The organism is uncultured Chitinophaga sp. (assembly GCF_937898475.1).
Taxonomy (GTDB): domain Bacteria; phylum Bacteroidota; class Bacteroidia; order Chitinophagales; family Chitinophagaceae; genus Chitinophaga.
The window spans coordinates 43,544-64,100 of sequence record NZ_CALEJS010000040.1; the positions used below are offsets into that span (position 1 = coordinate 43,544).

The window sequence follows — 20,557 nt, forward strand, 5'->3', positions numbered from 1 at the left end:
ATCTGCCATCGGAACTTTGTAGCACACATACAATGTAACTATGCTCAGACTCACTTTTCAAAAAATGGCCATTGTGCTTATTGCATGGCTTATACTGCTCGGTATATTATCCGTGCGGGGCTTTTTTGCCGACTTCTCTCACCTGCCTCCGCGCCTGGCGCTGGCATTGTTGCCGCCCTTACCTGCGGTACTATTGCTGCTCCGCTCTGGTGCGGGCAAACGGCTGCTGCAGCACATCCAGCCACAATGGCCGGTCTACCTGCAGTCTTTCCGGATCCTGGTTGAAATAGGCATATGGATATTGGTGCGCAGGGGAGCACTACCCCCGCAAATGAGTTTTGAAGGACGCAATTTTGACATCATGAGCGGCCTGCTGGCCTTCCCGGTAGGCTACTATTGTTTTGTAAAGAAGAGCTGGCCGCCCCTGATAGCGCTGTTGTATAATATTACGGGGCTGCTAATGCTGATTAATATTGTCAGTATCTCCGCGCTCTCCATGCCTGGCCCCCTACGTGCGTTTCATCATCCGCCCGATAGCTCCCTGCTGACCCGGTTCCCGTTTATTTATCTGCCAGGTTTGCTGGTGCCCCTGGCTTATGCCCTGCATATCTTCTCCCTGCGCCAATGGAGGTATTTTATTCCTGCCGTGCGATCGCTTTTTTTGTAATTTTAACACCATGCTTATCGACCAGGCAACTTACAACCGGAAGAAACTCAGGAACCAGGTACTTATTTTTATCATCAAGCTGCTGGTTTATCTCGGACTTACCTATTTCAGCTTCAGTCAACACGATCTGTTTAGCAGGTACCATTGGCTGGAGCGGACCACCGGGGCCGTTTCCATGTTCCTGGCCGCCAACCTGCTGATATCTGTGGGCTGGATCTTAACTATCTTCTGGTACCTGCAAAAGCACCGCCTGCAGAAACTTACACGCGACAATTTTGTACTGGGCTTAAACCGCATTACCTCGGTACTGAATACTATATTTTTCCTGATAGCTTTGCTGATCTTCTTCGGGCAAAAAATATCTGAACTGTTCTTCAGCCTTAGTATTGCGGCGGCGGCACTTGCGCTGCTGTCAAAGGATTATATCACCAACATGATCAATGGCCTGATCATTATGTTCTCCGATCAGCTGTCGCTTGGAGACCAGATCAAAATAAATGAATACCGGGGGAAAGTGCTGGACATTACACTGGTCAATGTTGTGCTCCAGAATGAGGATGACGATATCGTGCTGATCCCCAATTCAGTAATCTTTTCATCTATGGTGATCAACCAGAGCAAACAGAACATTAAAAAGCTGACCATAGAATTTGAGCTGGACCTTAAACACCAGGCCTATCCTGAAATGATAGAGAAGGCGCTTAAAACGGTGCTGATTCCCTTTTCCAGTAACATAACAGACAGCAGCTTTTCACTGAAGATCCTGGAAATAAAGAAAGATGCCGTGCACTACAAGGTGCAGTTCCTGATGCCCAGACCGGATAAGGAAACGGAGCGGAAAATAAGACGCCTGCTGCACAACTGTATACTGTCTTTTTCGGGCAGGGAAGTAAATTCCAATGAAGATGCGGTACAAAATACGGGGCTGTAATGGGTTTCCCCCTACCTGTTCTCCAGCCAGCTTAAAAAAGCGGTTGTCTTCTCTTTACCCACCAGCAACTTTTCCGGGCTGGGGATAACCAGCTTTACCAGCAGTTTCCTGGCAAAATAATGTTCCACTTCTTTTACTGCGGTGAAATTGATCAGGTACTGGCGGTTCAGCCTGAAGAATTGTTTGGGAGATACCAGCGCCTGCACCTGGTCCAGCGACTGGCTAATGAAATAGGATTGTTCGTCAAACGTTTTGATAGTGGCAGAATCATAGCTGATATAGAAGAACGCTATCTGGTCTGTTTGTATGGTCGTGTACTTGTTGTCTTTAAACACCAAAAAACTCTTCTTCCCTTCATCCAGCCCGATCTTTTTTAACAGGCTATCCAGGTCTGGCTGTGTATTCTGCTGGAAGAAATTCCTGAAGTTCTCCACCTTTTCAAAAGCGGTTTCCAGGTCTTCCCTGGAAAAGGGTTTGAGCAGATAATCTATACCATTGGCTTTGATGGCATCCATGGCATATTCGCCATAAGCGGTGCAGAACACTACGGGGCACTGGATCTTTACAGATTTGAAGATCTCGAAACTTAACCCGTCTGAAAGCTGTATATCCATAAAGATAAGATCAGGCGTTTCATTATGCGGGAGGTAATTCACGGCGCTTTCAATACTCTGCAGCTGAGCAGTTATCACTGCATTGGGCCGTACTTTCCCGATCAGGGCTGCCAGGGATTTTGCGGCTTTCAGCTCGTCCTCAATGATGATGATCTTCATGAATAACAGGAAGTTTTACGGTGAACAATGTTTCGCCCGCCAGTATCTCAATCTTCTTATCCAACAGGTGAATGTAACGCTGGTTGATATTTTCCAGGCCCAGTCCTGTGGACGCCTCCGGTGTCTTTTTCGGCTGCAGCGTATTCTCTACCACTATAGCTCCACCATCCGAATACAGGTGGATGTGCAACGGCCTGTCAAGCGATACAACGTTATGCTTGATGGCGTTTTCTACCAGCAGCTGTAGTGTAAAGGGAGGGATCAGTGAGTTATAGAGGGCTTCGCTGATATTGACCGACAGATCGATGCCTTCTTCAAACCGCGCTTTCAGCAGGAACATGTAAGCATGCAGGATCTTCAGTTCTTCCGACAGTTTGATGAGATCCTGTTTACGGCTTTCCAGTGTAAAGCGGTAAAAATCTGACAGCTTCAGGATAAAGGGAACCGTCTGCGCATCTCCGCTTTCTACCATGTATTTAAGCGTATTCAGGCTGTTGAAAAGGAAGTGCGGGTTCACCTGTTGTTTCAGCAGTTCGTACTGTGCGCTGAGGTTATCGCTTCTGGTACGCTCCAACTCTATACCTACCTGCTGGTTCTGGAAGCCCTGGTATAAAAGATGAATGAATAAATAGAATGCAAGATTGATCAGGATACCTCTCATTTCTACCATCAGCACAACAGGCCCGAAATCAAGATGCGAAAGCAGGTACTGCTGAATGAGCGCCAGGATGAACATCACTATTAACCCCACTACCAGGCTTTTGACCATACGCGCTATGGAAAATCCTGCTGCAACATTGCGCGAAGCATAGGCAGGGAACGTGATGATATTGTAATACCATACGAAAAGCGAAAACAGGAAAGTAACGGCAGAATTTACAATCGCCTCATACAGATTAAAGTGATGTTCAGCAACCTTAGGTATGGAGGCCAGGATGCCCAGAAAGAGTGAACTGAGCCAGATCAATTTGCCTGAAACCCTGAATGTTTTCTTCTTCATATAGTTGTTAACTCAAATGTAGGAACACTGGCCTATTATACCTAAAATTCTTGCGGTGCCTGTTTATACCAGGTTAATGGTAACATCAATATTGCCCCTGGTAGCTTTTGAATACGGACATGTCTGATGTGCCGTATCTACCAGGTTGCGGGCCACCTGGGGATCCAGGCCCGGAAGGCTGACGTTGAGACGGGCGCGGAGAAAGTAACCGGTATCACCGGCGTTGAGATCTATCTCTGTATCAACCGCCAGATCAGCAGGCAGCTTTACTTTGCTTTGGGCCGCAGCAATACCTATTGCACCAATAAAACAGGCTGACCAGCCGGCAGCAAAAAGCTGTTCGGGATTGGTGCCGTTGCCATGTGCCCCGGGAGTGGTAAGCTTAATATCCAGGCGGCCGTCTGAGCTGCTGGACTGGCCATCCCTGCCACCGGTGGTGTGTGTTTTAGCTGTGTAGATAACCTTACTTGTGTTGGTTGCATTGATTACTTGTGACATATACTATGTTTTTTTTGTTTTACAAATTGTGTGTCAAAATTACACCTGCTATCAGCCTCAGGGCAAGCGCCCAACAGGCAGCCCGGCAAAGTAACAGCTGAACCAGGCAATTCGGGGGCTCAATCAGCAGACTGGAAACCTGTTCTGGCGGCAGCAGTAATATGGCCGCTGGCATTATCCTGTACAAAGCCGATGAGTTCCCAACCATTGTCACTAAAATCATCCGGCAATTGAATGTGGCTGTTCTTTTTAGCGGCGCTGAGCGGGAAATGCACCATACGCCGTACTACCTGCACATGAGTTAATTTCCTGCCTGCATTTTCACCTGCCTTTACATTGCTTTGTGTAGCCCGTTGTACCAGGGCCAAAACCAGCTCTGCATCAGCAGCATTACCGCTTTGCTGGTAGGTTACCGCCAGCTTGTTACCTTCCTGCTGTGCATGTAATGTTAAGGTACCGCTGGCCTGCTCTTCCAACCCGGCAGTAATAGCCTGCAGGATGGCGCCCGTATTGGAACCTACATGTTCAGATGCACCATTCACTACCACCTGCGGTGTGTATATGGTTCGAAGGTTCATCCATTGCGCATACTGCGCCTGTCTGTTTGAATACGCCGCATCGCTGAAGCGGTCTTTCCAACCCTGGTGATCCCAGTAATCTACATGAAAGGCCAGGAGGAAAAGCTGTTTGTTCGCATTATCCCGTTGAAGCGTTTCAAAGAACCTGTCTGCAGGCGGACAGCTGGAGCAACCTTCTGAAGTGAACAGCTCTACTACTGCAAAGCCGTTGTCGTTCCCTGCTGTTTTCAGATTTTTCATGGCTCTTTCGTTACGCTTATTTACAAATGCAGCCGATACAAGCAGCACAGCTGCCAAACCGGCTATAATCGTCAATGTTCTCATACCCTGGTGTTTTTGATTTATGATACAAATATATGCAGGGTCTGCGCGGGGAATTAAGTACTATGGGGTTAACCCGGCAAATAGCCACCTGAACCCGGCATTTCCTGAATCGGGAAGTACGAGCGCTGCCTGCATTGGGTCAGCCCTTATGTTATATTTTTACCTGCAGGGTAACATAATAGCCCCTTCTGTCAGATGGAATGATACCGGGCCCGGGATAGCCGTCGGCCCTTCTTGTAAAGTACTTACTGTTAGCAAGGTTGTTGATGCTGCCAAAAATGCCAAAGCATTTCCACTGGTAGCTGAGGCTCAGGTCCATTACCTGGTAAGCAGGCACCACCCCATCTACGGCAGTGGGCGTAGACACTGCATTGGTAGCATCTGAATACTGTCTGCCTACATAAGAATACTGGTACGTAATGTTATACTGTTTATTACCGAATGATACACCGGTTCTTATCAATACCGGTGGCACATATTCTACCAGCTTATCTTTTATGGCCGTTTCCTCTGTATTGATATAGCGGGCGTCTATCAACGCAACATTGGTATAAACTGATAGGCGATGCTGCGACCTGCCTTCAGACAAAAGCTTTAACAGGTCTGCTTCTACCATGCTTTCAAAACCGATATTGCGGCTGTCCGCCACATTGGTACGCAGGCGATACACCAGGTTGTCCTGGTCTTTGGTGTAGATAGAACCAATGCGGTCGTTATACCGGAGCAGGAAAACACTCGCATCAAAGTATAACCAGTCATGCAGCTTTCCCCTTACGCCGCCATCAGCTGTAAAGCCCGTTTCATCTTTCAGCAGAGAGTCTACTTTCGCATTATCATTCAACACACGCAGATCGTTGAAGTTGATGGAACGGTAGTTCTGCGAGATGTTGGCATAGAGCTCTATCCCGCTCTTAAACTGGTAAGATGTTCCAATGCCAAACAGCACGAATGAGCGGTTGTTCTCTTTTTGCTCGGGCACTTTTACATTCGGCACAAAGCGCATGACCTGGTAGTAATAGCCATCTGATTTCGTGGAGATATATTCGAAGCGTACACCGGGTGTAATGCTCCATCTGTCTGTAAGCTGGAAGATGTTCTCCGTAAACGCAGCGATGTTGGTGCCGGGGAATTTATAGGAAGACGCATCCGGCTCTTTTGGATTGAACACAAAATCTGCACCGGCACCATCATCCGCGCTACCCTGGTCGCGGTAGGTAAGTCCTTTATATACCCGTACGCCGGAAAGCAGGGAGCTGGTCTGGCCTTTGAACAGTGTGTACTGATGCAGCAGCCTTAATTCTGAGCCATAGTTCCGGTACTTATCTGCCAGGAGATCACGCGCACCGCCGGGATCTGGACGGTTGATATAGTTCAGGATGCCCAGTGCCTCCCTTTCTGCACGTAGGGCATAGCTGCGCCAGTTGAGCTTTGTGCCGGGGCTCAGCTGGTAGTCGAGCGTGATGTTATAGAGGTTCCAGTTCACTTTAAACCAGTTCCTGCTTCTGACAGACATTGCCGGATCCTTTTCAAAGTCCTCATCTGTTAACCCTCCGGGTTGCTGCGCCAGGTAGTGCATAAAAGTATACTCACCGGTTATTTTCAGCTTATCAGTAATGGGGTAGTCCAGGTGGATGTAAGCGGTTTGCTGTTTAAAATGGCTGTTGGGGCGCCAGCTGTCTGCCTGTTTATACTGGAAGTAGGTGTAATAATTGAGCTTACCAACGGTACCGCCTGCACTGTTAAATGAATTAAAGAAACCAAACGAGCCACCGGTTTGCCGGCTTACCAGCTCAAAGGGTTTATTGGCAGGCCCTTTCTTTAACTGGAAGTTTACCAGTCCGCCAAACTGGGTGCCGTATTGCAGGCTGGCGGCGCCGCGCACTACTTCTATACGTTCAATAGCCTCCGTGGGAGGTGTATAATAGCTTTCGGGATAGCCCAGCGCATCTGCACTGATATCATACCCGTTCTGGCGGGTGTTGAAGTTAGATACCCGGCTGGGGTTTAATCCGCGGCCACCAATGCCTAATTGCAGACCGCCGCCGTCGTATTCCCAGATGTTCAGTCCGACGATACGGCCATACACCTGGCGTGGGTTATTGGTAGCCAGGTTGGCGTTAATATTGGCAATGTTAACTACTTCGGTTTTTTTACCGGCGTATATAGCGGTGCCTTCCACCTGCCTCAGCTTACCGGCGCCCTGTTCGCTGGCAGCATATACAACGATATCATCCAGCTGGGTGTTCTTTGCAGGTGTGAGGCTGATCGTCAGCTGCAGGCTTTCAGACTGCAATATTACGCGTTTCCTGTATTCCTCTGCCCCTACCCTTTGTATGGTCAGTTCATAATTACCGGGCACAAGGCCGGAGAAGCTGAAGTTACCGTTTTCATCACTGGTTGTTTTTAGTGCGCCTGGCGTAAGTTTAAGGGCGGCGCCTTCTACGGCGGCGCCATTCAGCTGAATACGGCCGCCAAGGGACAATTGCTGTGCATCAGCAACAACAGCAAACAACAGCATGCCTGTCAGGCATACCCACATGCTCATTTTACTCATGTTTCTCTTTATAAGGTAAAATCCATTGATAGTGGCGCCAGCTGAAATGCTGGGCCGCAAGGTTCACAGTTGAATCAATATACAAGCGGGACCTTTTGCCATTTAAGGCTACATAGCTTTCTACATATACTTCCGGTTCACGTACACCGCGTGCCGCATAGACGGCCGCCAGGTGATGTGCATACTGCAATATCATATCCGGCTGTGTGCTCATCATTTTATCCTGCAGTGGTGTAAGGAACTCCCTGTTATTGACTTCATATGTTTTACCGGTGGCCGGTTCTTTAACATAGAAAAATATATTGCCTGATTTTTCCATCAGCATTACCCGCCAGGAAAAGCGAAAGCCTTCTTCTGTCCAGAACAGGCGGCCGGGATACAGCAGATACCTGAAAGGCAGCAGCAACTGTATGATAAAATGGAGGCAGAGCATTGCCATCAGCAACTTAGCCACCACAGGCGGATAGGTATAGGTTGTGCCCTGTTTGTTTTTGAAGAACGGCAGGTAGCGTAGTAAACGCAGGTGAAAATCGCTGCTGAAAAAGATAAGGCTGCTTACGATCATTACATAGGGGAACATGCCGATGCCCGGAAAGAATAAAGCAGTTGCCAGGTGAAAAGCCACCACAAAGCAATAGGCCACGGTTCTTGTTCTCCGGTTCAGCAGGAAAAAGGCAATGAAAAGATCATAGCAGGCGCCAAACCAGCTGAAAAAATAGGCTACCCATTCTTTGTACATCAGCGGGCCAATCAGCGGCAGATGGCTTTTTGCGGGTAACCAGATCTTCATAGGCTGCGCTTCCAGCAACCAGTCATAATTCAGCTTTGCGAGCCCCGCAAAGAAATACACCAGCAAGAGTTGCAGGCGGAAGATGCCTATTGTCCAGGCAGGGACCCGTGTTCTTTCAGCAGCCAGGCCCCACCTGGTATCCAGCGAGTAATAAGCATTGGCAGGAACCCAGATTAAGAGGAAGCTGATAATGCTGATGAAATAATAGTGATTGAGATAGTTGGTGATATCGATCAGCTCCACATAAGTGAATGCCAGGAAAAAAATAACGGCTGCCGCCCGGTAGCAACAACCCAGCATGATCAGCAGGGCCGCCAATGCCATTACGATAAAAAGGATGTGCATACCTGCTGCACCCAGCGGCCGCACCCAGTTCAGTCCCTGCAGCGGAAAATAAAAGCGCGGTGTTACATATAATGAGGTGATCCATCCGTTTACCCAGAAACGGATAATGCTCAACAACATCATTGCGCCGAAGGCGACCCGGAAGGTAACCAGCGGCGCAATGTGAACCGGACGTTGTATATTAATCCCCATCACTATCCTGGTAGGTGATCCGTACGCCGGTGGCAGAAGCTACGTCTGTTTTAATCAGGGTAAGCAGGAGCTGTACTTCTTTGTATGCGGCATCAACAAGATCTTTATTAGCCGTAAAAGCGGCAGACAAGGGATCTGGTATTGCATTCAGTTTTGCCAGCGTTACATCAAACTGTTTCAGCACATCTGCATTGAGCTGCTCTTTTTTCAGGGATACCAGGTAATCGTCTATCCCTTTACCATCACCTCCGGTATAACTTTTACGCAAGCTGCTCAGATTCTCTATTGCCAACGCTTTGGAGATGCCGGAGTAATAAGCCTCACATTTATCGGCAAACACAGTACCGCCGGATTGTTTGCCAAAGGGCCAGCCAATACGTGGGCCTTTCAGCTGGTCCATTTCATAAGCAAACTGGTTTACCAGGTAACCTATGGGACTACCTACATCTGTGCGGGTGTTACTTACAAACTGCGCACGGTAGGTATTCTTCCAGTCTGCCAGGGTTTTATCCACCAGGCTTTTGATACGGGCCACAATATCCTGCGTATATTTTTTACGTGCGGCCGCATTACCGCCGGTGAATTGCTGCAGGGCGCCGGTTTCAGCGAGGAGGTAGTCCAGCGCAGATAATCCCTGCTGGTCTACCGTTCCGGCGCTGGTAAAATCGTAGGAACCGGATTGTATGTTGGCATTTATCTTGGTGGTATCGGCTGGGAAAGTATTGAGGAAGTTAACCAGGAGGTATGTTTCTGCAGGGCCGTACTGGTTCACAGCTATCCTTTCAAACTGGAGGTACGCTTCTTTAAGCGCGGCTTTGGCAGACTGCAGGCCTGCATCTGTTGGCGTAGCCAGGAATGTACCAATGTCTGCGTCCAGGTCCTGCACTTTTGATTGCATGGCAGTATACCCGGGTATGACCAGGTTATCTGCGTAATTGGTCAGCATAGCGGCTTTGTCAAAGCCATTATCCGGCTGGGGATCGGATGATCCGCCGCCTTTACTGCAAGCGTAGCATATGGTGGCGATCAATCCTGCCAGCAATGCTACTAATAATATCTGCTTCCTCATCATGGTAGATTTATTCATGTTTTAATACGTTCAACAGCACGCTCCCGGTTGCTTTACCAGGAGCATGCTGTTCAACCCTTCAAGGGGTTTGAAACCCTTGGAGGGTTTGCAGTTGGTGTTTAGAGACTATAGGTTTTCGTTAGAATGTCTTTTGCTTCGTTCAGGCTTTTGAACCCGGATTCATTCACCAGTGTGTAAAAGCTGGTGTTCATGATCGTTACCAGTTTCTGGTAATCTGCATCTGATAATTTACTGCCGGCAGCCCTGTATTTAAGTGAGGCGATGAAACCATGTCCTTCAGACAACGCATGGAACTGGGCGCCCAGGTTACCGATATTGGCGGAGCCCTGCGGCTGCGTTACGTAAGCCAGTGCAGCGGCGGCGGCCAGTCTTTCCCAGGTGCGCTGAATGGTTTTAATTGCCTCATCGCGTACGGCATAATCTTTAGCGCCGATAGCCGCGCGTCCTTTACGGAAGGCTTCGAAGAGGATGCCGCCAGCCTGTATTGCCTTTCCTCTTTCAGCAAGGTAGCCGCCCCAGAGTAAAGGTCTGTTGGCATCTGCGGATGTATATGTTCTGGATGAATCGTAATCTGCAGGGACAGCGAGGTAGCCAAAGGCCTCGTCCCAATGGTGCTGCATGGCAGTACCCTGGCCCGGAACAACGGTGTTGTTATCGTCCTGGGGGATCTTGCTTAAGATGGTCATGGCTTCTTTAAAGAACAAGCCTCCCATCATACCTTTTAATGCGGCCTGGCCATATTCATTGCCATTTGCACCTACGATGATCTTGCCTGTACCACGGGGAATGTAGCCGGAAGCGCCTTCAGCAGCCTGTACATCATTCCGCTGGCTGGCTACCACTACGCTGTCCATATAGCCTTTGAAAATCACCGCATCGGCAGTCTTTTCTGCCAGGTTCAGGCCTGAAGCATCCAGCGCAGCATCACCAAAGGGATTACCGGTGTTGTTGAACATGAAGTTAACAGTGTCCTGCTTCAGCTTTACCGTTGTGCCTTTCTTCATGTAGGCGTCCAGCTTTACCATCATATTTACCCGGATGGTAGCACTGCTGTAGTCTACATTATCGAATGAATAGGTGGAAGGTACGTTGTATTGCGGAGTTTCGTTTTTATCATCCTTAGAGCAGGAAGACATAATAATAGCACCAGATAATGCCAGTGCCGCGAGATTTGCAGGAAGTAAATTTTTCACTGTGACAGAAAGATTTAGATAGTGGTAATTTTTACAGGACGGCGCCTGTTTAATTCGAAAGCAAAGGAATAGAGATTTCCTATCAAGTATCGATCAAATCCGGAAATTTATCGATCAAAAACGGAAAAAGAAGGGGTTACCAAATTAAATATCTTGAGAATTAATGATTTAAAAACGACACTACCTGGGCGGCCCCATTACTTTTTGCGGCAATAATCAGTTTTTGGTTAGCGTTGGTACCCGGCATCACCAGGTCTCTTACGTCTCCGTCTATCAGCAGGCCGGTGTTGTGGTAGTTCTGCGGGGTGAAACCGCCCTTACCATCGCCCTTGAGCAATAAACCTTTTGAGGCATCTTCCCTGCCCAGCTGCACACGGAAGGGGTAAAAGTTTCCAGCCAGTAACAAGTCTTTTTTTCCATCGTTGTCAAAATCGGCAGAGAGGATGCCAAACACGGCGGAAAACTGCGCGGCTACGGGTAGTTCACGCAGACTGAAATGCTCCTTACCATCATTGATCAGTACTACATTACGGAGCTGCTGCACCTGCAGCACCTTACTTTTCTTCAGTACTTCGGGCGGGAAAATATCTTCGATGGTAGTGTTGGCATAATCGCTGTAGTGCACATACTTTTTGCGCAGCATAACAAGCTGCTCCAGCAGCTCATCACGGGAGGGATAGGGATAGCTTTTACCTTGTATGTAGTAACAGATAAGCGGGTCTGCTACACCATCCATGTTAAAGTCGTTTATGTACATGCACATCGGCTCCTGCACGCTTGCCTTTAACTGTGTATTGGGGGCCAGGTTACCGAGCACAAAATCCGTATCGCCATCGCCATCTATATCATCTGCGATGATCTTCTGCCACAGGCCGCCTGTTGCGGAGAGGCCGGCGGCCTGGGATACATCAGTGAAGCGGCCCTGCTTGTTCAGGAACAATTTTACGGGCATCCATTCTCCTGCGATCATCAGATCCGGCCAGCTGTCTTTATTTATATCTGTCCACACGGCGCTGGTCACCATCCCCGGGTTACGCAGTTCAGGCGCTACCTGTGCCGTTACATCGGTGAATTTCACCTGCCCGTTCCTGGTATCGTTCCGCAGGATATAACTGGACGCTGCCAGGGGAAAGGCCTGTGGCTGCAGGCGGCCGCCGATAAAAAGATCGGCATCACCGTCTTTGTCAAAATCAGCTGCTATTACACAGGAGCGGCTGTCTTTAAACTCCGGCAATACACCTGCTGCCTTTTCAAATTTTCCCTTACCATCATTCAGGTAGAGGCGGTCTTCCAGCTGTTGCGGGTTGGTATATATTTCATTACCGCCGCTCACTGCATAAAGATCCAGGTCGCCATCCTGGTCTGCATCAAAGAAACAGGAGCCGATCGTTTCGCATAAGGAATCCTGTGACCAGGGTTGTGAAGGGCTTTTGATAAAAGCGCCGGCGGCCGTTTGCAGGAAGAGTGCAGACGACTTTCCGCGTGGGGCACCGATAAACACATCATCGAGGCCATCGCCATTTACATCACCCTTACTTAACTGGGGCCCCTGGCAGGACAACTGGTAAGGCAACAGCGGTTGGTACTTGAAATCTACTACCTGGTTCTCCTGCTGTACAAAACTGAGCCCTGATTCCGCTGTAATGTCTTTGAATAAAGGGGTGGCAGTAAGCATCGGTGCGCTGGCAGTATCAGGTGCGGCTTGCGTTTCATCTATTGTAAAAATGCGGTCTGGCCGGATGTGATGATAGGCAGTGGTATGACCATCGGCCCATTGCACCGTCAGCTGTTCTATGATGGTATCACTACCCAGGCCGAAATGCAGGCGCGGATCTACCGCAGATTGAAAGCCCCGTGCGGGGTACAGCTCACTGCATTGTATGCCGGATGCTGTTTTTACACGCACTTTTGCCCCGATGGCATACGTGTTTGGCTGCCTGCCTTTGAGTGCAATGGTAACGTAGTGTTGTTGTGCTGCATTGCTGGTATGATTTTCCCAGATAAGGGAAGGCTCGTTCATGGCATTTACTACCAGGTCTACATCGCCGTCATTATCAAGGTCTGCATAGGCGGCGCCGCTGTTAACAGAAGGAACCTGCAGTCCCCAGTCTTTTGTAACATCAGTAAAGGTAAGATCGCCCTTGTTGCGGTACATGTAGTTGCTGGTTTTCAAAGAGGGCATCTGCTTTACGAGTGCTGCCGTTTGCAGGTGGGCGCCCTGTTGTCTTCTTGCATCGGCTACTTTGTACTTCATGAAATCCATGTCCGTAAAATCACGGAGGATACCGTTGGTGATGAACAGGTCTTTCAGTCCGTCGTTATCATAGTCTGCCATTAACGGCGCCCAGCTCCAGTCTGTATTGGAAACGCCTGCCAGCTGTCCTATTTCGCTGTATACCGGTATCCCGGATGGGGTAATGCCGTTGTTCAGCTGTAAGGTGTTGCGCATGTTCTGGTGATAATAGCCATTGTCAACCAGCAGGTGGTACTTATCATAATCATCAGGACCGCGCAGCATTTTCTGGCGGTAATTGTCTTCCGGCAGCATATCGAGTACAATAATATCCTGCAGGCCGTCATTGTTATAGTCGGCAATATCCACCCCCATCCCGTTCCGGGAGATATGGGCGATGGATGCTTTTATTGCTTCGCCGTTGAAGGTGCCATCGTGGTTGTTGAGGTACAGGAAGTCCTGCTCTTCGTAGTCGTTGGTAACGTAGATATCGGGCCAGCCGTCATTGTTCATATCACTGATGGCAATGCCCAGGCCAAAGTTAATACCGCCTCCTTTTATGCCTGCTGCTTCGCTCACATCGGTAAAATGCATGCTGTCGTTACGATACAGTTTATTGCCAAAATAAGGATGGCGGAGCGTGCGGAGTTTTTCTGTGTTATAAAAGGGGTTGTAGAACATGGTAGCGTGATTGAGCAGGAACATGTCCAGGTCTCCATCACGATCATAGTCAAAGAAAGCGGCCTGTGTACTGTTGGATCCTTTGCCATCCAGTCCGTAGGCAGCGGCCATCTCTTTAAACACCGGCACGCCCAGTTGTATGCCCTGGTTAATGAACAGCTGGTTGTGCCTTTCTTCCAGGGGTGTGTTACCGGAGTAGCAAACGTAAATATCCAGCAGTCCGTCTGCATTCACGTCTGCCATGGTTACGCCGGTTTTCCAGCCTTTGTGGTTTTGGATGCCTGCGGCTGCTGTAATGTTTTTAAAAGAAAGATTGCCCTGGTTGAGGTATAACTGATCGGGCACCATGTTACCGGTGAAGTAGATATCGGGCAGGCTGTCGCCATTCAGATCACCTATGGCCACCCCGCCACCGTTGTACATGTACTCGTAGTTCATAACGTTCAGCTGCTCCGTTTCCTGTATGGTATTCTGGAAAGTAATGGCTGATTGTGCCTGCGGCACGGCTGAAAAACGTATTTCCTTTTTATCCTGTTTGCAGGAAAAGGCGAAGCAGCCGAACAATATGAAAGACCAGTAATGCTTTATCATGTATCTGTAGCTGGGGGAATCCAGCCAAAGTTACAATGTTATATGAAAAAGCAAAGCGCTTAGCGGCGTCCGGCCACTTTGGGCACTACCGGCAGGCTTTCGTTGCCATCTGTGCCTACTGCCTGCACTGCAAAGAAATAGTTATCTTTTGAATAGGGCAGTTTCATGGAATCTGCTGTGGTAAAGAACTTTTTCTGCCAGTATGCGTTGGCAGACTCGCGGAGCAGCACATAATAACCTTTTATTTTTCCATGCAGCGGCGCTTTCCAGTGCAGGGTGGTGGAGTTGCCCAGTCCTGCTACCTCTATTGTTACCTCCCGGGGCATGGAGGGCGCCTTGGCCAGGTTGGCCAGGTTGGCCAGGTTGAGGGCCGTGTTCTTGCGCAGGTATTCAAAGTCCATAAATTTAACCAGGTCTCCGTATTCAGTGCCATTCTCCGTTCTCAGGTCCTGGTGCTGGTGGTAGAAGTTCTCATTCATTTCGGTGAGCCTTACTGCTGCAAAGCCATTTTCTACGAAGGGGGAATGATCGCCGCCGCGCAGGAAGCGGTCGTTCCGGTAGATCATTACCACCTGCAGGTTGTCTACATAACGTTCACCGGTTTCTTTTACGTAGCGGGCCAGCTGCCTGGCCTTACCATCATTTTCCAGGCCCTGCTGCCGGATCATATTGGCTACGGAATCCAGCCTGTAGGCGGGCAAGCCTTCGCTGAATACCCGGATCTGGGTGTTGTTGATAATATTCGTTTCGTTGCTGTTATTGCTGCCTACTATATCGTTGTTGAAAACTGCTTCCAGTTCCCAGTGCTGATCCCTGGCTTTGTTGGCCAGGAAACGAGCGCCCAGCAGGCCCTGCTCTTCACCGCTTACGGTAACAAAGATCACCGTAGCCGGGAAGGCATGGCTGCTCATTACCCTTGCGCATTCAATAACGGCGGCGCAACCGCTGGCATCATCATTGGCGCCGGGGGCGGTGGATGTTCTGTTGGATACATCGGTTACGCGGCTGTCCAGGTGGCCTGTAATGAGAAAGATCCTTTTATCGTCAGGGTCTGTGCCTTTGAGGATAGCCATGGCATTACCCAGGTTGACCGGTACATCTACCCTTCTGCCATCCGGCAGATAGGTGATGGTATCTACGAAAGCGGTCATACGTCCATTGGACCTGAGGGCAAATTGCCTGAATTTAGCGGCTACCCATTCCCGCGCGGCGCCGATACCTTTTTTAGGATCTTTCTGTGTGCTGAGGGTGTGACGGGTATCAAAGGCTACCAGGGTTTCAATATATGATTTTAAGGAGTCGGGAGATACTTCCTGCACCATTCCGGCAATCTCCGGGTCGCGTTGAATAAGGGCGGGTAACTGGGCATGGGCAAGCGTAGCGCCGGACATAAGCAGTGCAATAGCAAGGCATTTCTTCATAAGATCCACTTATTTTGAGATTGAAGTATGCAAAATATTGAACTGCGCTTAATTTTTCCGGATTAATACATGTATGGAAGGGAGGGCTTAGTTTGTTGCAGCGCCATTCACTAAGAGGTGCTGACCGGAAACAAAGGAAGAGAGATCGCTGGCAAAGAACTCGGCAATATTGGCCACGTCTTCAACTTCTGCCAGGCGCCCCATGGGGCAGCTGTCCAGCAATTGCTTTCTCAGTTCAGGATAAGCAGCCGGATCCACGAAGATACCGGAGTGGTCTACGGCAAAAGGAATAATCGAATTAACGGTAACGCCCCTGTGACCAATCTCTTTGGCCAGAACATCCACGAGGTAACGGGGAGTGGTTTTGCTACCGCCGTAAACCGCCATACCTGGCACCGGGAAAGCAGTGGTGCTGGAAGCGATGTATATGATACGGCCCTTGTCTGTAACATGCCTGGCAGCCTGCTGCATGGTGAAATAAGCGCCCTTGGTGTTGATGGAGAACAGGCGGTCAAACTGTTCCTCGGTAAATGCGGTTGCGGGTGTTTCCACCATTTCGATACCTGCGTTGGCCACTACGATATCTATCCTGCCAAAGGTTTTGATCGCTGCTGCAAATAGTCTTTCAATATCAGCTACCTTGCTTACATCTGCCTGTACAGCGATCACTTTTACGCCCATGGCGCTGATGTTTTTCTGCACTTCCTCTGCTGATGCTTTATCTTTTGAGTAGTTAATGACAATGTCTGCGCCCAATGCGGCATAACGTTCTGCTATGGCTTTTCCGAGGCCCCTGGCAGATCCGGTGATCAGGGCCACTTTATGTTTCAAGGAATTCATGATAATAAACTTTACACGGTTAAAATGAGGTATCAGGCCATGCCGCCGTTAATACCGATGTTCTGTGCGGAGATCCATTTGGCCTCATCGCCGGCCAGGAAAACGATCACCTTTGCAATGTCTGCCGGTGTGCCGAGGCGGTTGAAAGCAGCCATGGCAGCCAGGCGGTCTATTAACTCCTGCGACTTACCGTTGAGGAAGAGATCGGTGCCAGTGGGGCCGGGAGAAACGGAGTTCACATTGATGTTCCTGCTGCCCATTTCTTTGGCAAATACCCGGGTTAATTGTTCTACCGCTGCTTTAGTGGCCACATAGATACCATAGGTGGGGTTGATAACACGCAGTACGGTAGTGGAGAAGTTGATCACGGTACCGTTGTCTGCCAGGCGGGTGGCGGCTTCGCGCATGGTGTTGAAGGTGCCTTTAACGTTGATGTTGAAAGTGCGGTCAAAGTCTTCGTCGGTAGCATCCTTGATCAGTTTAAGGATCATGATGCCTGCGTTGTTCACCAGCACATCTATCCTGCCGTAGTGCGCGATGGCGGCATCAAACAGGGCTTTTACATCAGCGGGTTTGCTTACGTCGGCCTGTAATGCCAGGGCATCGCCGCCTTTTTCCCTGATCTCGTTCACTACCTGGCTGGCGGCATCTTTACTACCTGCGTAATTCACTATTACTTTGGCGCCGGCGGCTGCAAGCTGGCGGGCTATTTCAGCGCCAATGCCTCTTGAGGCGCCGGTTACCAGGATTACTTTTTCATGTAAGGTGCTCATGATTGTTGTTTTTATTTGTTGATACAAAGTTCATGTATCCGCACCGCTGAAAATTGTAAGTATTACAGGATGTGTTGCAAATTTCGGAGCTCAGCCCCGGGAGGCGTGGGCAATGGGGTAAAGTAAGGGGGTTAACAGTCTGAAAGACTTAAATCCCGTTGGCGGCAGTTAGAATAACAGGTACGCCATCTGTTACAATGATGGTATGTTCATGCTGGGCTACAAAGCTGCCGTCTGTTGTTACCAATGTCCATCCGTCGCCTTTGCTATAGGCATAGGATGCACGGGTAGAGATGAACGTTTCTATGGCCACTACTGAGTTCTTCCTGAATCTGCCCCTGTTATATTTATCATAGAAATTAGGGATTTCTTTTGGCTCTTCATGCAGGCTTCTGCCTACACCATGGCCCACCAGGTTCCTGATTACCCGGTATCCGGAGCGTTTTGCCTCCGTTTCTATCAGTTTTCCTATGTCGGCGATCTTTACACCACCCCTGATCTGGCTGATGGCTTTATGCAGTATCTGGCGGGAGGCGTTTACGAGGGGTTCATGGACGTGAAAATCCTGTCCCAATACAAACGAACCGCCGTTATCTGCCCAGAATCCGTTCAGTTCGCCGGAAACGTCAATGTTCACCAGGTCGCCTTCCTGTAGTACCCGGCTGCCGGGTATACCGTGGGCTACTTCATTATTAACACTGATACAGGTGTAACCGGGAAAACCATAGGTAAGTTTGGGGGCAGAGCGCAGCCCGCTTGTTTCCATCAGCTGGCCGCCATATTCGTCCAGTTCCGAAGTAGTGATCCCGGGTTTTGCGTATTCGCGCATTTCTTTCAGGATCCTGCCTACTGCTTCGCTCACCTGCTGCATTCCCAGCAGTTCTGTATTGGATGTAATTGACATAGCAGCAAATTTACGAAAACCCTGCTTAATACCTGGAAAACCTGTTTACATACCGCCTGTTGTGCGTACCCTGCGTGTAACTTTGTGATAAGTTAAAAACGATCCACCATGCATGTAAAAGAATTAAGAATCATTCTGACGGTTGATAACCTGGATGAAGTGATCAGGTTTTACCGTGAAGCAGCCGGGCTGCCCACTTCAAAAGAGTGGCATGAAGCCACCGGCAACGGGATCATACTGGAAGCAGGCAGAGCTTCCCTGGAACTGGTAGACAGTAAACATGCCGCTCTTATTGATGATATAGAAGTAGGCAAAAGAACGGCCGGACCGGTTCGCCTCGCGCTGAACGTAGGAAAAGATATTGCATTGGCAGCCAGTCAGCTGGCAGCCGGCGGCGCTACACAACTCGCTGAAATTAAACAGGCGCCCTGGAGCAAAGTGGTGAGAATGGAAGATCCGGCGGGTATGCAATTCACTGTTTTTGAGAATTCTACATTATTCGAAAAGTAAGGGCTTCTTTAAAAGCAACAGCGCGGGCAACAAATTGATAACATATTTGTGCTAGCGCTGTTGCTTTTTGTTTTTGATATTCCTACATTGTACTGCTAACTGTTAGAGCTATTCCTGAAACTAAGACCAGAATCAAAAAGTCCGTGCTATTCTATGAACATTGACACTGATCGTTTTAAAGCATTTATAAATAATTCATTCCCTGCCTATAAAATAGACATCAAGGAATTTAAATCAGGCGTGATTGTTATTGACATCTTCCGGGCCAGAGACTTTATCGCCATTCAGTACGACGGTGAATCTTATATTGGTGTGTCGGTTATTCCCAATACTGGTAAGGCGGCCAGTTATGGCCTGCTGGATAGGGTTTTTGATAACATTGAAGATTTCGAAGGGTATATTACTGAAATGATAAAATGACCCCTACCGGCTTTCCAGCCAGCGCTTGAATGCTGGATTGCGGCTAGCACTGGTGTATACGCCGACGGCCCTGTTCTTTAAAAATATCTCTGTTCTATCGCCTTCAATACTGCACATGTGATCAATCTCTTCCACATTGATGATGTTGCCGCGGTTAATACGGAAAAAACGTCCGGGTCAAGCTCCTGTTCCAATTGTTGCAAGGTTTGCTCCCGGAGGGAATGTTTTTCCCCTGAACGGTCATGCGCATAGACGATACCATTGGTAATGGAGAAGCGGCACACATGAGCAGTTTCCACGAGCAGGATCTTGTCGTACAGCCTGTAGGTAAATCTTTGCCTGTACCGCTTACGGTCTTTCTGCTGCAAGGCCTGCCATAGTGTTTCTAAAAGATATAAAAATCAGACAGGTGCTTCAATCCCAGTCCCAGGCTTTCGTGCCGGTACGCTTTGGATTGTATGGCATTGGCAACGGTAAGGGCATTGTCATCAATATATGGTTGCTCACGGGAATCACTAAGACTTCCGTATAAAATCCTCCAGTCGCTGACGGGTGATCACCTGGTTATTCCAGTACCAGGTTTCCTTTGCGTCCAGCATGGCCATAGAAGCATTTGACTGAGCAGCCAGCCAATCTACAAAGTCGGCGCGGTCAGGGAAATGTTGTACCACGTTGATCATTCCTCCGTCAAACACCTCTCCGTAGAGGTATTCTCCGGACGTTCCCACCTCCAGGCCCATACCGCAATAATCGCGATGGCTGAAGAACAGCGGGCCATGTTGCAGGGCATCTGCTACCTTCTCCGCCAGCTCACGGCCATATGGCGTATCCTGGCGGCGGATCCTCTCTACCATATCCTGCAGCCGGCGCTCTTCTTCCTTCTTCTTTTCAATGGCTTCCTGATGTTCCCGCGCCGCCAGCTCCCGGCGGGAAATGTGGTGGTACTCAAATTTGTTGTCTGACAGATCAATATCTATGATAAGTACGGCTGCATCCGGGTCTGTGCTGTTCAGGTAATTATCTATCAACTTCTTCAACGGCCGTTCCAGGTCCCAGAACAACATTGACTTTCCATCCTGCCGTTGGCCGCTCAGTGTCAATAACAGGGCGCCTGTCATCCGGCATTCAAGCCGGCCGCCGGTGCAGTGCGTGGTTTCCAATTTGTGTTGCAGGTACTCATTGAGCGCCTTCAAAGGAGAATGATCTTGCATATCGATGATGACTGCTATTTACAAAAAAGGACCGCCTT

Annotated in this window: 20 protein-coding genes; 4 read left to right on the forward strand and 16 right to left on the reverse strand. The window is 49.1% G+C overall.

The window, feature by feature from the left end:
• Positions 1–40 precede the first annotated feature (40 nt).
• Together Q0577_RS23410 and Q0577_RS23415 are read left to right on the forward strand one after the other, a co-directional pair.
• Entirely contained in the window at positions 41–667 is a 627-nt protein-coding gene (locus Q0577_RS23410) for a hypothetical protein (RefSeq protein ID WP_298740636.1), read from the forward strand.
• Between the two features lie 10 nt (positions 668–677).
• Entirely contained in the window at positions 678–1,598 is a 921-nt protein-coding gene (locus Q0577_RS23415) for a mechanosensitive ion channel domain-containing protein (protein WP_298740638.1), read from the forward strand.
• An 11-nt stretch (positions 1,599–1,609) separates the two neighbouring features.
• Here the strand turns inward: Q0577_RS23415 and Q0577_RS23420 are convergent, their stop codons facing one another.
• The 13 genes from Q0577_RS23420 to map form a co-directional block, all read right to left on the reverse strand.
• Complete coding sequence (locus Q0577_RS23420; protein WP_298740640.1) at positions 1,610–2,371, reverse strand: LytTR family DNA-binding domain-containing protein; 762 nt, start codon at positions 2,369–2,371, stop codon at positions 1,610–1,612.
• Entirely contained in the window at positions 2,352–3,371 is a 1,020-nt protein-coding gene (locus Q0577_RS23425; protein WP_298740642.1) for a histidine kinase, read from the reverse strand. Before Q0577_RS23425 ends, Q0577_RS23420 begins: the two co-directional genes overlap by 20 nt.
• 63 nt (positions 3,372–3,434) lie before the next feature.
• Positions 3,435–3,869 carry an organic hydroperoxide resistance protein gene (locus Q0577_RS23430; RefSeq protein WP_298740644.1) on the reverse strand — a complete coding sequence of 145 codons (435 nt, stop codon included), beginning with the start codon at positions 3,867–3,869 and terminating at the stop codon, positions 3,435–3,437.
• A gap of 119 nt (positions 3,870–3,988) precedes the next feature.
• Complete coding sequence (locus Q0577_RS23435) at positions 3,989–4,771, reverse strand: thioredoxin family protein (RefSeq protein WP_298740646.1); 783 nt, start codon at positions 4,769–4,771, stop codon at positions 3,989–3,991.
• A gap of 151 nt (positions 4,772–4,922) precedes the next feature.
• On the reverse strand, positions 4,923–7,325 hold the full coding sequence (locus Q0577_RS23440) for a TonB-dependent receptor (protein WP_298740648.1): 2,403 nt from the start codon (positions 7,323–7,325) through the stop codon (positions 4,923–4,925).
• Positions 7,318–8,652, reverse strand: a complete 1,335-nt coding sequence (locus Q0577_RS23445) for an HTTM domain-containing protein (protein ID WP_298740650.1) — start codon at positions 8,650–8,652, stop codon at positions 7,318–7,320. The genes Q0577_RS23440 and Q0577_RS23445 overlap by 8 nt, the downstream gene beginning before the upstream one ends.
• Positions 8,642–9,739, reverse strand: a complete 1,098-nt coding sequence (locus tag Q0577_RS23450; RefSeq protein ID WP_298740651.1) for an imelysin family protein — start codon at positions 9,737–9,739, stop codon at positions 8,642–8,644. Before Q0577_RS23450 ends, Q0577_RS23445 begins: the two co-directional genes overlap by 11 nt.
• Positions 9,740–9,840: 101 nt before the next feature.
• Entirely contained in the window at positions 9,841–10,935 is a 1,095-nt protein-coding gene (locus Q0577_RS23455; protein ID WP_298740653.1) for a DUF4856 domain-containing protein, read from the reverse strand.
• 160 nt (positions 10,936–11,095) lie between these two features.
• Positions 11,096–14,440 (reverse strand): VCBS repeat-containing protein, encoded by a 3,345-nt coding sequence (locus Q0577_RS23460; RefSeq protein ID WP_298740655.1) that lies wholly within the window; start codon positions 14,438–14,440, stop codon positions 11,096–11,098.
• 59 nt (positions 14,441–14,499) lie between these two features.
• Positions 14,500–15,861: a M28 family metallopeptidase gene (locus tag Q0577_RS23465; RefSeq protein WP_298740657.1), complete on the reverse strand. Its 1,362-nt coding sequence runs from the start codon at positions 15,859–15,861 to the stop codon at positions 14,500–14,502.
• A gap of 87 nt (positions 15,862–15,948) precedes the next feature.
• The gene (locus Q0577_RS23470; RefSeq protein WP_298740659.1) at positions 15,949–16,701 is read right to left on the reverse strand and encodes an SDR family oxidoreductase; all 753 of its coding nucleotides are present in this window, start codon (positions 16,699–16,701) and stop codon (positions 15,949–15,951) included.
• Between the two features lie 32 nt (positions 16,702–16,733).
• Positions 16,734–17,474 carry an SDR family oxidoreductase gene (locus Q0577_RS23475; protein ID WP_298740661.1) on the reverse strand — a complete coding sequence of 247 codons (741 nt, stop codon included), beginning with the start codon at positions 17,472–17,474 and terminating at the stop codon, positions 16,734–16,736.
• 148 nt (positions 17,475–17,622) lie between these two features.
• Positions 17,623–18,378 carry a type I methionyl aminopeptidase gene (gene map / locus Q0577_RS23480; RefSeq protein WP_298740663.1) on the reverse strand — a complete coding sequence of 252 codons (756 nt, stop codon included), beginning with the start codon at positions 18,376–18,378 and terminating at the stop codon, positions 17,623–17,625.
• Between the two features lie 108 nt (positions 18,379–18,486).
• Between map and Q0577_RS23485 the strand changes: the two genes are divergently transcribed.
• Complete coding sequence (locus Q0577_RS23485) at positions 18,487–18,888, forward strand: VOC family protein (RefSeq protein ID WP_298740666.1); 402 nt, start codon at positions 18,487–18,489, stop codon at positions 18,886–18,888.
• 153 nt (positions 18,889–19,041) lie between these two features.
• The gene (locus Q0577_RS23490) at positions 19,042–19,308 is read left to right on the forward strand and encodes a hypothetical protein (RefSeq protein WP_298740668.1); all 267 of its coding nucleotides are present in this window, start codon (positions 19,042–19,044) and stop codon (positions 19,306–19,308) included.
• A gap of 3 nt (positions 19,309–19,311) precedes the next feature.
• Here the strand turns inward: Q0577_RS23490 and Q0577_RS27265 are convergent, their stop codons facing one another.
• The 3 genes from Q0577_RS27265 to Q0577_RS23500 form a co-directional block, all read right to left on the reverse strand.
• Positions 19,312–19,425, reverse strand: a complete 114-nt coding sequence (locus Q0577_RS27265) for a hypothetical protein (protein WP_366885029.1) — start codon at positions 19,423–19,425, stop codon at positions 19,312–19,314.
• Complete coding sequence (locus tag Q0577_RS23495) at positions 19,386–19,676, reverse strand: hypothetical protein (protein ID WP_298740670.1); 291 nt, start codon at positions 19,674–19,676, stop codon at positions 19,386–19,388. Before Q0577_RS23495 ends, Q0577_RS27265 begins: the two co-directional genes overlap by 40 nt.
• Before the next feature lie 147 nt (positions 19,677–19,823).
• The gene (locus Q0577_RS23500) at positions 19,824–20,519 is read right to left on the reverse strand and encodes a hypothetical protein (RefSeq protein ID WP_298740672.1); all 696 of its coding nucleotides are present in this window, start codon (positions 20,517–20,519) and stop codon (positions 19,824–19,826) included.
• Positions 20,520–20,557 lie beyond the last annotated feature (38 nt).